The organism is Actinoplanes sp. NPDC051861, from assembly GCF_040681145.1.
Taxonomy (GTDB): Bacteria; Actinomycetota; Actinomycetes; order Mycobacteriales; family Micromonosporaceae; genus Actinoplanes.
Window position 1 is genome coordinate 194,699 of record NZ_JBFAYE010000010.1, and the last position, 12,652, is coordinate 207,350.

13 protein-coding genes are annotated in these 12,652 nt (G+C 70.4%); 1 reads left to right on the plus strand and 12 read right to left on the minus strand.

What is annotated here, in order from left to right; all coding sequences use genetic code 11:
• The first annotated feature begins 64 nt into the window (after nucleotides 1-64).
• A complete protein-coding gene (locus AB0M02_RS25825) occupies nucleotides 65-1,156 on the plus strand; it encodes a hypothetical protein (protein ID WP_364230911.1) in 1,092 nt (363 codons plus the stop codon).
• Here the strand turns inward: AB0M02_RS25825 and AB0M02_RS25830 are convergent.
• The 12 genes from AB0M02_RS25830 to AB0M02_RS25885 all read right to left on the minus strand — a co-directional run bounded on the left by AB0M02_RS25830 (nucleotide 1,127) and on the right by AB0M02_RS25885 (nucleotide 12,650).
• A complete protein-coding gene (locus tag AB0M02_RS25830; RefSeq protein WP_364230913.1) occupies nucleotides 1,127-1,585 on the minus strand; it encodes a peptidoglycan-binding protein in 459 nt (152 codons plus the stop codon). The two genes, AB0M02_RS25825 and AB0M02_RS25830, sit on opposite strands and share 30 nt — an antisense overlap.
• Nucleotides 1,586-1,696: 111 nt before the next feature.
• Nucleotides 1,697-2,095, minus strand: coding sequence for a VOC family protein (locus AB0M02_RS25835; protein ID WP_364230915.1), 399 nt, complete (start codon nucleotides 2,093-2,095; stop codon nucleotides 1,697-1,699).
• Nucleotides 2,092-3,045 (minus strand): ABC transporter substrate-binding protein, encoded by a 954-nt coding sequence (locus tag AB0M02_RS25840; RefSeq protein WP_364231081.1) that lies wholly within the window; start codon nucleotides 3,043-3,045, stop codon nucleotides 2,092-2,094. The genes AB0M02_RS25835 and AB0M02_RS25840 overlap by 4 nt, the downstream gene beginning before the upstream one ends.
• Entirely contained in the window at nucleotides 3,045-3,647 is a 603-nt protein-coding gene (locus AB0M02_RS25845) for an ATP/GTP-binding protein (RefSeq protein WP_364230916.1), read from the minus strand. The genes AB0M02_RS25840 and AB0M02_RS25845 overlap by 1 nt, the downstream gene beginning before the upstream one ends.
• Nucleotides 3,631-4,026 carry a DUF742 domain-containing protein gene (locus AB0M02_RS25850; protein WP_364230918.1) on the minus strand — a complete coding sequence of 132 codons (396 nt, stop codon included), beginning with the start codon at nucleotides 4,024-4,026 and terminating at the stop codon, nucleotides 3,631-3,633. The genes AB0M02_RS25845 and AB0M02_RS25850 overlap by 17 nt, the downstream gene beginning before the upstream one ends.
• Nucleotides 4,023-4,448 (minus strand): roadblock/LC7 domain-containing protein, encoded by a 426-nt coding sequence (locus AB0M02_RS25855; RefSeq protein ID WP_364230920.1) that lies wholly within the window; start codon nucleotides 4,446-4,448, stop codon nucleotides 4,023-4,025. Before AB0M02_RS25855 ends, AB0M02_RS25850 begins: the two co-directional genes overlap by 4 nt.
• Before the next feature lie 47 nt (nucleotides 4,449-4,495).
• Complete coding sequence (locus tag AB0M02_RS25860) at nucleotides 4,496-6,721, minus strand: nitrate- and nitrite sensing domain-containing protein (RefSeq protein ID WP_364230923.1); 2,226 nt, start codon at nucleotides 6,719-6,721, stop codon at nucleotides 4,496-4,498.
• 234 nt (nucleotides 6,722-6,955) lie between these two features.
• Entirely contained in the window at nucleotides 6,956-7,507 is a 552-nt protein-coding gene (locus tag AB0M02_RS25865) for a sarcosine oxidase subunit gamma family protein (protein ID WP_364230926.1), read from the minus strand.
• A complete protein-coding gene (locus tag AB0M02_RS25870) occupies nucleotides 7,497-10,226 on the minus strand; it encodes a 2Fe-2S iron-sulfur cluster-binding protein (protein ID WP_364230927.1) in 2,730 nt (909 codons plus the stop codon). The genes AB0M02_RS25865 and AB0M02_RS25870 overlap by 11 nt, the downstream gene beginning before the upstream one ends.
• On the minus strand, nucleotides 10,223-10,465 hold the full coding sequence (locus tag AB0M02_RS25875) for a sarcosine oxidase subunit delta (protein WP_364230929.1): 243 nt from the start codon (nucleotides 10,463-10,465) through the stop codon (nucleotides 10,223-10,225). The genes AB0M02_RS25870 and AB0M02_RS25875 overlap by 4 nt, the downstream gene beginning before the upstream one ends.
• A 14-nt stretch (nucleotides 10,466-10,479) precedes the next feature.
• Nucleotides 10,480-11,736 carry a sarcosine oxidase subunit beta family protein gene (locus tag AB0M02_RS25880; RefSeq protein ID WP_364230931.1) on the minus strand — a complete coding sequence of 419 codons (1,257 nt, stop codon included), beginning with the start codon at nucleotides 11,734-11,736 and terminating at the stop codon, nucleotides 10,480-10,482.
• Nucleotides 11,688-12,650 (minus strand): ABC transporter substrate-binding protein, encoded by a 963-nt coding sequence (locus tag AB0M02_RS25885; RefSeq protein WP_364230933.1) that lies wholly within the window; start codon nucleotides 12,648-12,650, stop codon nucleotides 11,688-11,690. The genes AB0M02_RS25880 and AB0M02_RS25885 overlap by 49 nt, the downstream gene beginning before the upstream one ends.
• Between the last annotated feature and the right edge of the window lie 2 nt (nucleotides 12,651-12,652).

Sequence of the window (12,652 nt, forward strand, 5' to 3'; positions counted from 1 at the left end):
CTTGACCCGATCGGTGATCATGATTGTTCGGGGGAGGGGGTGGCCGTTGTCGCGCTGGCGCTTCGTGCGGAGTCCACGATGGCGGGTCCGCACCCTGGTCATCGGCGGGCTGCTCTTCGCCGTCTCGGGCGGCATGCTTGTGGCGGCGCGCGCCTCGCGGGGCTTCACCAGTGATCTGCTGCTGAACCTCGGTTCGAGTCTGGTGCTCGCCGCGGTGTCGTACCTGATCTTTGATCCGATCTTCGACGAGGCGCGCAAGGCGCGGGTGCAGGAGCACGAGCGCTTCGACCAGGCGACGTTCATCGACCGGATGCGGGAGACCCACCGCAACATCCGGATCCTGGACACCTGGACCATCCTGCTCGACGGCAGGTCGCGGGCGCGGACGTTCAGCGCGATGCGGGAGGCCCTCGGCCAGGGTGCGACCATCCGGGTACTGCTGCTCGACCCGAACTCGGCCGCCGCGCAGCAGCGCGCCGACGAGCTGGAGCGACGGCAGATCGACGTCGCCGCCCAGATCATGGCGAACCTGCGGCAGCTGCAGCAGTTCCGCGACGAGCTCGACGGCCCGGAGCAGCGGTCCCGCCTGCGGGTCAGCGTGTACGACGCCTCACCGTCGATCCAGCTCTACCAGTGGGACGGCCGCGCGCTCATCTCGTTCTTCCCGATCGGCAAGGTGTCGTTCGACGTGCCCCAGCTCGAGGTCGACATGGCCAGCCCGTGGGGCCAGTTCGTCGACCGGCGCTTCGACGAACTGTGGGACCACGGCGACCACATCCGCACCCTCGACCGCTACTGGCGGCTGCCGGTGACCCTGATGCACGGCGGGCAGCGCCTGGACACGGTGCCGGTGCCGTACGTCAGCGACGACGACGGCATCTACGTCGACGGCACCGGCAACCTGGCCAACCAGCTCGCCGAGCGCATGTTGTACGGACAGGGTGAACCACCCGGATCGTTCGGCGCGTTCGCCGTCTGGCCACCGCGCCGCACCGGCCAGCAGCACCGCGATTTCGACCTGATCCGCATCGAGGACGGCGCGAGCATTCTGGCCCTCTTCGACAAGAAGTACGGCGGTTACCCCGAGTCCCGCGCCGGCGAGATCCTCCTGCTGCGCCTTGTGCCGTCAGCCGGCGTACATACCGCTGATCAGTGACTGCCAGGTCATCGGCCCGACGATGCCGTCCACGGCCATGGACGGTTCGTCGTGGTCGTGCAGGAACTGCTGCCAGTTGAGGACCGCGGCCTCGGTCTTGGGACCGAAGTCGCCGTCGACCAGCGGTGCGTTGTTCGGGTCCTCGGACTGGTTGCGGTACTGGAACTCCTCCTGCACGGAGCGCACCGCGTCACCCTTGTCACCACGGCGGACCGTGGTCACCAGCGCGGACCACGTCTTCGGGCCCACGATCCCGTCGACGACCAGGTTCTTCTGCTGCTGGAACGCGCGCACCGCGGCGTCCGTCCTCGGCCCGAAGTCACCGTCGACGGTCACGGTGTGCCCGCGGGCCCGGAGGTGATACTGCAGGCTCGGCACCGGATGCGCCTTGGCGCCCTTACGGATCTGCGGCCACGGTTGCAGGGGCATCTCGATCTCCTCCTCAAAAGCGACGGCTCGAAGGCGACGGCCTCGAAGGCGACGACCTCGAAAGCGACGACGGCAACGCATCGTCCATCGTCACTCCGGGTGGAGAGGGGGTCACTCGTCAGTCGTCGTGCCGACAGTTGGTTGGCACGGACGGTGCTGGACCAGGCCGACGAGGTTGCCCTCGGTGTCGCGGACGAACGCCTGCACCTCGTCGGTGCCGTCCGGCCCGAGGGTGTCGTTGCGATGGGTGAAGATGATGTGCGGCTCGCTCTCGACCGGCGTGCCGGTGGCCCGCAGGCGCGAGACGGTCGCCTCGATGTCGTCGACGAGGAAGTAGTGCAGGGCCGACGGCGCGCCCCGCTCCAGCAGCAGGCGCTGCCCCTCCAGGTCGAAGAAGACCAGTCCGGGCGGGTCGAACGAGGCGACCGGCGGCGTACCGAGCAGCTCGGTGTAGAACGCCGTGGCCCGCGCGAGATCCTCGGCGCGCTGGGCGATCTGTACGGCTCTCATGGAAGCCATTTCTCCCACACCGTGCGGTTGGCGTCGACCCACTTGCGGGCGGCCTCCTCCGCGGAGAGCCCGTTCTGGGTCATGTCCTTGGCCACCTGGTTCTGGTCGGCGTTGGTCCACGTCCAGTTCCGGACGAGGGTGGCGGCCGGGCTGCCCGAGTCGACGAACGCCTTGCGCCCGATCTTGTCCAGGTCGTACGGCTGATAGTCGCAGGCCACCTTGTCCGCCACGGCGTCACAGCCGGGTGTGTACCTCGGCAGGGGGATGTGCACGAGCTTGATGTCCGACAGCAGCCACTGCGGTTCGTAGAAGTAGCCGATCAGCGGGGTCTTCTTCTGCTGCGCCCGCCGGAACTGGGCGATCAGTTTGTCCTCGCTGCCGGCGTACACCACGGTGTAGTCGAGTTTGAGGTTCTTGATCAGCGTGGCGTCGTTGGTGACGAACGACGGGTCGCCGGCCAGGAACTGTCCCTTCTCGCCGGACTGGTCGGTCTGGAACAGCTCGGCGTAGTCGTTGAGCTTGCGCCAGTCGGTGATGTCCGGATAGGTCTTGGCCATCCACGGCGGCACGTACCAGCCGATGACGCCCTTGTTGCCGGTGAGGCCGAGCTCGACGGCCACCTTCTGCCCGTCGATGTACTTCTTCTTCATGTCGTCGTGACCCCAGTTCTCCAGGATCAGGTCGACGCTGCCGTCGGCGAGCCCGGCCCACGAGCTGGTCTCGCTCAGCTCGTACGAGGTCACCTCGCAGCCGAGCTCCTGTTTCAGCAGGTATCCCACGACGGCGACGTTGGCGGCGTACCCCGACCAGGGGTTGACCGCGATGTTGACCGTGCCACAGCCGGCCGGGGTGGGCACCCCCGGCGGCGGTGCGATCGCCGTCTCGGCGCCGGAACAGCCGGCCACCGCGGCCAGCCCGATCGCGGCCAGTGCCCGGCCCAGCGTACGCATCACCACGTCGACCCCGCCCGTTCCCGGTTCGCCCGCTTCGCGAGCACCTCCTCGGTGAGCGCCACCAGGACGCCCTTGACCGACTCGCGGGACCGCGCGTCGCACTCCACCAGCGGTACGCCCGTCCCGACACCCAGCGCGTCGCGCACCTCGTCGAGGACGAAACGCTGTGCGCCGGTGAAGCGGTTGACGCCGATGATGAACGGGATCTCGTGCTCCTCGAAGTAGTCGATCGCCGGGAAGCAGTCCTCGATGCGCCGCGTGTCGACCAGCACGATGGCGCCGAGCGCGCCGTCGACCAGGTCGTCCCAGAGGAAGGCGAAGCGGTCCTGCCCGGGTGTGCCGAACAGGTAGAGCAGCAACGCGTCGTCGAGGGTGATCCGGCCGAAGTCGAGGGCGACGGTCGTGGTGGTCTTGCCGGACACCGCTGAGGTGTCGTCGATGCCGATCGATCTCTCGGTCATCTCGGCCTCGGTGACCAGTGGCTCGATCTCCGAGATGGCCCCGACGAAGGTGGTCTTGCCGACGCCGAATCCACCGCTGATGACGATCTTGACAGCGACGGGGTGCGCTGCCGACAGCTCCCTAGAGCGCCCGGACACGGTCCCTGATCCTTTCGATCAAACTGGTGGAGAGTTCGCCGGGCTGTTCCTCCACCGTGAGGTAGCCCTGGGCGATCAGGTCGGCCACGATCACACGGACCACGCCGAGCGGTGCCTTGAGCGCCACCGACAGGTCCGCCACCGACATCGGCGACTGCGCGAACTCGACGATGCGCCGGGACTCGAAGCGCAGTGGAGCCGACAGCGCGGCCGGAGCCGCGCGGAGCAGGGTCTCGATCCGCAGCCCGTCCTGCAGCGGCTGGGTACGCCCGCCGGTCAGCATGAACGGCCGGACCACCGGGTCCTCGTCCTGGTCGGCGGCGGGCGGCCCGGACGTGGGCCGGTGCGCGCCGGCGTACGGAAACGACGGCCCGGTCATCGCGGCAGGTGCTGCCGGGACTCTGCGATCAGGGCCGGGGTGAGCAGGTCGCCGAAGCGCTCGGTGAGCAGCGAGATCTCGTAACCCACCAGGCCGAGATCGCAGTCGCTGCCGGCCACCACGCCGAGGCAGCTGCCACCCGCGATGACCGAGACGAGCAGGAAGCCCCGGCGCATCTCGATCATGATGAGTTTGAGGCCGTCGAAGTCGTACCGGCGGGAGGCGCTGCGGGCCAGGCTGGCGAGGCTGGAGACGATCGCGGCGAGCTGGTCGGCCTCGGCCCGGTTCAGCCCGTCCGAGCTGGCGATCAGCAGACCGTCGGAGGACACCGCCACGGCGTCGCGTACGCCGTCCGTCTGGTGCACGAAGTTTCCGAGCAGCCAATTGAATTGGTGCCGATCCGCCGACGTGTCAACGCTCATCATTCTTCTTTCCAGGTTGCTGCCAAGGGGCCATTTCGGAATGCCGGTCACGGCGTCCCCGCGGTTTCGGTGCTGCCACGCTGAATCCCGCCGCGCAGAGCGTTGAGCCGGTCCCGCACCGAGTCCGGTGAGTCGCTCACCGGGGCCGGCCGTTCCGCCTGGACGGTGGCGGTGGCCGCGTGTGGCTGGGCGCGCTGCGCCCGGGGAGTGCGTTTCCGCAGGCCGTTGACGGTCCGCGGCCCGTCGTCGGAGGGGCTGTCGGCGACCACCACGTACTCGATCGACGCCGATGGCAGCGGGCGGACCGGAGCGGGCGCGGGTGCGGGTGCCGCAATCGCCGCGGTGATCTGCCGGGCCGGTGTGGGCACCTGCTGCTCGGACAGGATCTCGGCCGGCAGCGTGATCCGCGCCGTCACACCGGTGACCGGTGACGGCGTGAGCTGGACCTCGATGCCCATCTGCAGGCCCAGCCGGCCGACGACGTAGTGGCCCAGGTACCGGGCCGGCGCGGTGATGAAGTCACCCTCGCCGCGCAGGCGCTCGTTGGCCCGCTGCATGTCGGCCGGCGACATGCCGATGCCCTGGTCGGTGACGGCGATCAGATAGGTGGTGCCGATCCGGCGGCCGTGGATCTCCACGTCCACGTCCGGCGGGGAGAAGGACAGGCCGTTCTCGATCAGCTCGGCCAGCATGTGCGCGATGCCGCTGACCGTGGAGCCGGCCACCATCGCGTCGTCGACCCGGCGCAGCGTGACCCGGCGGTACTCCTCGACCTCGGAGACCGCCGCGCGGATCACGTCGGAGACGTTGAGCGGCTCGGAGAGCTGCCGAGGGCTGGCCGCGCCGACCAGCACCAGCAGGCTCTCCGCGTTCCGGCGCATGCGGGTGGCCAGGTGGTCGAGCTCGAACAGGTTGGCCAGGCCGGTCGGGTTGGACTCCTCGCGCTCCAGCTTGGTGATGAAGCCGAGCTGACGGCGGAGCAGGTTCTGGTTGCGGCGGCCGAGGTTGGCCAGCGACTCGGCGGTGGTCCGCCGCAGCGTCGCCTGCTCGGTGGCGAGCGAGTACGCCGTCGCCTGCACCCGGTCGAACGCGTCGGCCACCATCTGGACCTCGACGCTGGCGCCGCGCGGTACGCGTACCGGCGCGGGCGGGTCGGTCCCGTCTCCCGCCGACGCCCGCTGGACCGCCTCCGGCAGCTGCTCGCCGGCGAGCCGGTTCGCCTCACTGGCCAGCACGGTGAGCGGCCGGGCGACCGACTGGGACGCGACCGTGGCGAGCCACACGGAGCCCGCCAGGCAGAGCAGGACGGCACCGATCAGCAGCCCGATCCGCAGCGACGCGTCGTCCTCCAGGGCCGCCGCGCGCGACGTGATGAGCGAGCCCACGTGGTGCTCCAGCTGGAGCATGTCGTCCAGCACGGTGGTGTGCGCGGACCACCAGGACTGCGGGTTGACCTGCAGGCCCCGGCCGTCCCCGGAGCGCAGCGCGACCTGCTCGAAGAAGGCCGCCTCGCGGGCCGCACCGGTGTCGAGGGTGTAGTCCCGTGCGTTGCGCTCGGTCTCGTTGGCGTAGCGGCCGAACGCGGTCAGCGCCGCGTCCTTGGTGGCCCGCATGGTGACGAACTGGAGGAACTCGCCCTGCTTGAAGCCGCCGGCGGAGAAGACGCCGTTGAGGAACGCCCGCTCCTGGGCGGTGGCCTCCTTGACGTCGCCGAGAGCCTCCAGCACCGCCGCGCCCCGGCGCAGTTCCTCGTCGCCGGTGCTGTCCAGGTCGAAGTCGAGGTTGCCCAGCTCGTTGATGCGCTCGGTGTAGAAGGCGAAGGTGGCCGCCCGCTCACCGGATCCGGTGTCGGTGCCGGCCCGCACGCCGGACAGGCCGTCCAGCTCGCGAACCGCGGCGGCGACCCGGTTGTCCACCTCCTCACCCTTGGTGATCAGGCGTTCCACGTCGATGCGCCGCAGGTCGACCTGGTCGCGGGCGGGGAGCAGCTCGGTGCGGAAGCCGTCGTTGCCGCCGAGCAGGCCCGCGGTCAGGCCACGCTCGGTCTGCAGGTCCTGGACCAGCTCCTGGACCGCCAGGTCGATGGTGACCGCCCGAGCGGTGTCCGAGGCGGTGCTGTAGTTGTCCACCTCGCCGAACGCCACGATGGTGAGGAGCACCAGGGTGGCCGCGACCGGGAGGCCGAGTGTGCGCACCACCCTGCGGCGGATGGTGTGGCCGGCGCGGGGAGCCTCCGGCTCGGTCTGCTCGGCGCCCTCGGTCTGGACGGACAAGCGATCAGCTCCTCTGTCGACTGTCGACGGGCGGTCGATCAGTCGCTCAATACCAGCGAATCGGCAAGTTTCTTCAAAGAGTGGATCGTCACGGGAAACAGAACTGATCTTCCGTGATTCGAGGGAACAGAATTCTCTCTTCGCTGATGATGGTCAACAGTGCGAGCCGAAATTTACGGTGGTGCAATCTCGATCCACATTGCTTTACTTACTGCCGGTCACGTGGGAGCGCTTTCAGTCACCTGCTGTGAGTTCGAGGGCGGCGTCCGCGAGCCAGGCGGCGAGGTGGCCGGCGAAGGACGCCCGCACCAGCACCCAGAACGACGAGGGGTCCCGGCGCAGCAGCACGACCGGCGCGTGCGCCAGCACGGTCTGCGCGCAGGCGCCCACACCGAACGCGCGGGGGTGCAGATCGATCGCGCAGCCGAACGCCAGCAGCTCGCGGACGCGGGGGCCGGCGAGCGCCACAGTGGTGCGTTGCGCCGACACGTCCACGACGGACACGTGCTCGGTACCGGCGGCCGACTCCAGCGCCGCGGTCAGCCGTGGCTCGGCGCCGGGTGGGCCGAGCACGAGCCACTCGTCCGGGCCGAGCCGCAGGACGGTGACGTCACCGGCGCGGGCGCTCGAGCCGCCCTCGACCGGCAGCGTCACGCCGAGCTGCTTGCCGGCCGCCTCCGCGGCCGGGCCGGCCGGGTCCAGCCGGAGCGTGATCTGGGTGAGGAACGGGACCTCGGCAATGGTGACCCCGGACCCGGCCGGGGGAGAGAATCGGTCAGCCGTCACGCCGCGCCCCTTCCGGGTCGTAAAGGACCGATCCGGTGACGGTCACCGGGATCATGTCGTCGCCGAGCGCCGCCTGGACGGTCTGCCCGACGAGGTCGCGGCCGCCCTTGAGCAGGGCGAGCGCGAAGGTGCGGCCCAGCGCCGCGCTGCGGTACGACGACGTCACGTGCCCGAGCACGTCCGGTCCCGCCACCAGGTGGACGCCCTCCGGCAGCAGCGTCCGGCCGTCGGCGGGGAGCAGGCCGACGAGCTGTTTACGATCCGGCCGGCTGGTGTCCGTACGCATAAAAGATCTTTTTCCGATGAAGTCGCTCTTCTTCCTGGAAACCGCCCAGCCCAGGCCGAGATCCTGCGGAGTGACCGTGCCGTCGGTGTCCTGGCCGATGATCGGATAGCCCTTCTCGGCGCGCAGGACGTGCATGGTCTCGGTGCCGTAGGGCGTGACCCCGGCCGCGACCAGCGTCTCCCAGAGCCGCAGCGCGTCCCACCAGCTCACGTTGATCTCGTAGGCCAGCTCGCCGGAGAAGCTGATCCGGCAGACCCGGGCGGCGATGCCGGAGACGGTCGTGTCGCGCCAGGTCATGAACGGGAAGCCGGCCCGGCTGACGTCAAGCCCCGGTGCGATACCGGCGAGCACCTCGCGGGAGGCCGGTCCGACGAGCGCGACGGTGGCCCACTGCTCGGTCACCGAGGTGCAGTGCACGCGCAGGTCCGGCCACTCGGTCTGCAGCCACTCCTCCATCCAGTCCAGGATCGCGGCGGCGTTGCCGGTCGTCGTGGTGACCAGGAAGCGGTCCTCGGCCAGGCGGATCACGGTGCCGTCGTCGAGGACCATCCCGTCCAGGCGGCACATCACGCCGTACCGGATCGCGCCGGGCCTCAGCGTGCTGATCATGTTGGTGTAGAGGCGGTCGAGGAAGAGCGCGGCGTCCGGGCCCCGCACGTCGATCTTGCCGAGCGTGGAGGCGTCCATCATCGCCACGCTCTCGCGGGCCGCCCGGCACTCGCGCAGCACGGCGGTGGTCATGTCCTCGCCGTCGCGCGGGTAGTACCAGGGGCGCTTCCACTGGCCGACGTTCTCGAACAGGGCGCCGTTCGCCTCGTGCCAGGCGTGCAGGGCGGTCACGCGTACCGGGTCGGAGAGCATGCCGCGCTCGCGCCCGGCGAGCGCGGCGAAGCTGACCGGGGCGTAGGGCGGGCGGAACGTGGTCGTGCCCAGCTCGCCGATGTCCACGCCGAGCAGTTCGGCGACGACCCCGCTGGTCAGCGTGCCGGAGGTCTTGCCCTGGTCGTGTGCGGTACCGGCCGTGGTGTAGCGCTTCACGTGCTCGGCGGACCGCATACCGGTGCCGGTCGCCCGCGCGATGTCGGCGACGGTGACGTCCCGCTGCAGGTCCACGAACTGGGTAGCGGGATCGCCGGGAAGCGTCCAGACGGTCAGGGCCGGCGCACCCGGGGGCTCGCTCACGGTGGGCAGGTCCGGCTCACCGCCGGGGAAGCCCGCGGCCTCGGCGGCACGCATTCCGGCTGCGGCGCCTTCGCTCAGACACAGATTCAGGGGGTACGCGCCACGCGCCGCACCCGCCACTTCGAGCGCCTGCCGGCAGCCGCCGTCCGGTCGGAAGGCGCCGATCGTGGTGTCGTAGGACAGGCGGCCCCCGGCCTGACTGTAGAGCGCGCCCACCGGGTTCCAGCCGCCGGAGACGAGCATGAGATCGGCCTCCGCGCGCCGTTCCGGGCGGGTGACGCCGGCCGCCGCCGTGCCGGTGAGCAGCGGGATGCCGCGTTCGGCGCAGCGCCGCGCCCACTGCGGTCCGGGCGCGTCGCGCAGGTCGGCCACCGCCGCGATCTCGACGCCCGCGGCGTGCAGGTCGAGTGCCGCGGCGTAAGCGCTGTCGTTGGTGGTCAGCACCACCGCGCGGCGGCCGGGCAGCACCCCGTACCGGTTGAGGTAGGTGCGCGCGGCGCTCGCGAGCATGACGCCGGGCAGGTCGTTGCCGTCGAAGGCGAGCGAGCGCTCGTGCGCCCCGGTGGCGAGCACGACGCGGCGGGCGCGGATGCGCCAGATCCGCTCCCGGGACCGGTGCGCGGGCGCCTGCGCGCCGAGATGGTTCGTCCGCCGCTCGACCGCCACCACGTAGTTGTCGTCGTAGTAGCCGAACGCGGTGGTCCGGGTCAGCAGCCGCGTCTCGGGCGCCGCCCGCAGCGCGTCCACCACGCCCGCCACCCAGTCGAGGTGCTCGCCGGTGCCGAGCAGGCTGCCGCCGGCCCGGGGCTGGTCGTCGACGACGATCGTCCGCGCGCCGGAGGCGGCGGCCACCGCGGCGGCGGCCAGACCGGCCGGGCCGGCGCCGATGATCAGGACGTCGCAGTGCGCGTACGTGGCGTCGTACCGTGCCGGGTCGGGTCCGCCGGCGAGCCTGCCCTGCCCGCTCAGCCCGCGCGCGACCAGGCCGTCGTAGAGCTCGACGGTGGTGGCCGCCAGCATCGGCTCGGGGAACGGCGCCTCGATCTGGACCAGGGCGTTCGGCTCCTCGGGCCCCGCGGTGAAGACGCCCCGTGGTCGTCCGAGCCGGATGCTCGTCGCGACCTGCCGCACGCCGTTGGCCAGCAGTGCGGAGGCGAGCGTGTCGCCGTGGAAGCCCTCGTAGTCCCGGCCGTCGAACCGGAAGCGCAGGGTACGGTCGCGGTCGACGAGGCCGCCGTGCTCGGTCCTCATCGCATGATCTCGTTCGTCACGGTGTCGCGCACCAGGGTGAACCAGCGGCGGCAGCCGGCGCTGTGGCTCCAGCGCTCCTCGAACGGGCCCTTCGGGTTGTCGCGGAAGAACAGGTACTTCGCCCACTCCGCGTCGGAGAGGGCCGCCGGGTCGGCCGGGTACGCGACACCGGCCTGCCCGCCGTAGTGGAACTCGGACTCGTTGCGCGGGCCGCACCATGGGCAGGGGATGAGCATCATCAGGATTCCTCGGGTCAGTGGGCGACGGCGGCCGCGCCGTGCTCGTCGACGAGCGCGCCGGTGACGAAGCGCTCCAGGCTGAACGGCGCGTTCAGCGGATGGGGCTCGCCGGTCGCGACGGTGTGCGCGTAACACCAGCCCACACCGGGGGTGGCCTTGAACCCGCCGGTGCCCCACCCGCAGTTGAGGTAGAGGCCCTCGACGGGCGAGAGGCCGACGATCGGGGAGGCGTCCGGGGTGACGTCCACGATGCCGCCCCAGGTACGCAGCACGTGCGCGCGGGCGAACACCGGGAACAGCTCGACCGCCGCCGCCATCTGCCGCTCGATGATGTGGAACGCGCCGCGCTGGCCGTAGCCGTTCCAGCTGTCGATGCCCGCGCCCATCACCAGCTCGCCCTTGTGCGCCTGGCTGACGTAGACGTGCACGGCGTTGGACATCACGACCGTGGGGTGCACCGGTTCCAGCAGCTCGGAGACGAGCGCCTGCAGCGGATGACTCTGCAGGGGCAGGTCGATGCCGGCCATGGCGGCCACCACCGAGGTGTGACCGGCCGCGCTCAGCGCGACCCGTCCCGCCCCGATGGTGCCCCGTGTGGTCTCGACTCCGGTGACGCGCCCGCCGCTGACCCGCAGGCCCGTCACCTCGCAGTGCTGGATCAGGTCCACGCCGAGGGCGTCCGCGGCGCGCGCGTAGCCCCAGGCGACGTAGTCGTGCTTGGCGATGCCGGCCCGCGGCTGGTACGTCGCGCCGAGCACCGGGTAGCGCACGTCCGGCGACACGTCGACGATCGGGCAGACCTCCTTGACCCGCGCCGGGTCCAGCCACTCGGCGTCGACGCCGTTGAGCCGGTTGGCGTGCACCCGGCGCACGCTGTCGCGGACGTCCTGCGGGCTGTGCGCGAGGTTGAGCACGCCCCGCTGGCTGAACAGGATCGGGTAGTCCAGCTCCGCCTCGAGGCCCTCCCACAGCTTGAGCGCGTGCTCGTAGATGCCCGCGCTCTCGTCCCACAGGTAGTTGGACCGGATGATCGTGGTGTTGCGCGCCATGTTGCCGCCGGCGAGCCAGCCCCGTTCCAGCACCGCCACGTTCGTGATCCCGTGGTTCTTCGCCAGGTAGTAGGCGGTCGCCAGCCCGTGCCCGCCGCCTCCGACGATCACCACGTCGTAGGCGGCCCTGGGCTCGGGGTTGCGCCACAGCCGGTCCGGGTGTTCTGGCAGGGTCACTGCGCGAGCCAAGCCTTGACCTTGTCCTCGTTGGCCTCCACCCACTTCTTGGCGGCGTCCGCGGCGGACATCTTGTCCTCGGCGATGTACTTGGCGACCACGTTCTGGTCCTCGTTGGTCCAGGTGAACGCCTTGACCAGCTTGTACGCGGGCCCGTTCGCGTCGGCGAACTTCTTGCTGACGATCTTGTCGAGGTCGTACTCCGGGTAGTCGCAGGCGACCTTCGCGGCGTCCGCGTCGCAGCCCGTCTTGTACTCCGGGAGGTTGACCTTGACGAGCTTGACCTCGGCGAGGAACCACTGCGGCTCGTAGAAGTAGCCGAGCAGCGGGGTCTTCTTCGCCTCCGCCTGCCGGAACGCCGTGATCAGCGCGGTCTCGCTGCCGGCGTAGACCACCTTGTAGTCGAGCTTGAGGTTCTTGACCAGCGCCTCGTCGTTGGTGACGAACGACGGGTCGCCGTCGAGCAGCTGGCCCTTGTCGCCGGACTCCGAGGTCTTGAACTGCGCCGCGTACTTGTTGAGGTTGTTCCAGTCGGTGATGTCCGGGTACTGGGTGGCCATCCACGGCGGCACGTACCAGCCGATGATGCCCTTGTTGCCGGTCGACCCGGCGGCCACCGCGGTCTTCTGCTCGTCGATGTACTTCTTCTTGAGGTCGTCGTGTCCCCAGTTCTCGACGATCGCGTCCACCTCGCCGGTGCCGAAGCCCTGCCAGGCGATCTCCTCCTTGAGGTCCTTCTTGGTCACCGTGCAGCCCAGGTCGCGCTCCGCCACGTACGCGATGACGGCGGCGGTCGCCTCGTACCCGACCCACGGGTTGATCGCCAGGTTGAACGCGCCGCAGTTCGCCGCGGCGGCCGAGGACCCGCTGTTTCCCGAGTCGCCGATCTTCTCACCGCCGCAGGCGGAGAGCGCGAGAACGGTGATCGTGGCGGTCGCCGCCAGCCGGTGAAGTCTCATCA

Coding starts and splice junctions, on each gene's coding strand:
- AB0M02_RS25850 (WP_364230918.1), bottom strand. CDS start 4,026: ATGACCGGGCCGTCGTTTCCGTACGCCGGCGCGCACCGGCCCACGTCC.
- AB0M02_RS25885 (WP_364230933.1), bottom strand. CDS start 12,650: ATGAGACTTCACCGGCTGGCGGCGACCGCCACGATCACCGTTCTCGCG.
- AB0M02_RS25840 (WP_364231081.1), bottom strand. CDS start 3,045: ATGCGTACGCTGGGCCGGGCACTGGCCGCGATCGGGCTGGCCGCGGTG.
- AB0M02_RS25875 (WP_364230929.1), bottom strand. CDS start 10,465: ATGATGCTCATCCCCTGCCCATGGTGCGGCCCGCGCAACGAGTCCGAG.
- AB0M02_RS25830 (WP_364230913.1), bottom strand. CDS start 1,585: ATGCCCCTGCAACCGTGGCCGCAGATCCGTAAGGGCGCCAAGGCGCAT.
- AB0M02_RS25855 (WP_364230920.1), bottom strand. CDS start 4,448: ATGAGCGTTGACACGTCGGCGGATCGGCACCAATTCAATTGGCTGCTC.
- AB0M02_RS25835 (WP_364230915.1), bottom strand. CDS start 2,095: ATGAGAGCCGTACAGATCGCCCAGCGCGCCGAGGATCTCGCGCGGGCC.
- AB0M02_RS25870 (WP_364230927.1), bottom strand. CDS start 10,226: ATGAGGACCGAGCACGGCGGCCTCGTCGACCGCGACCGTACCCTGCGC.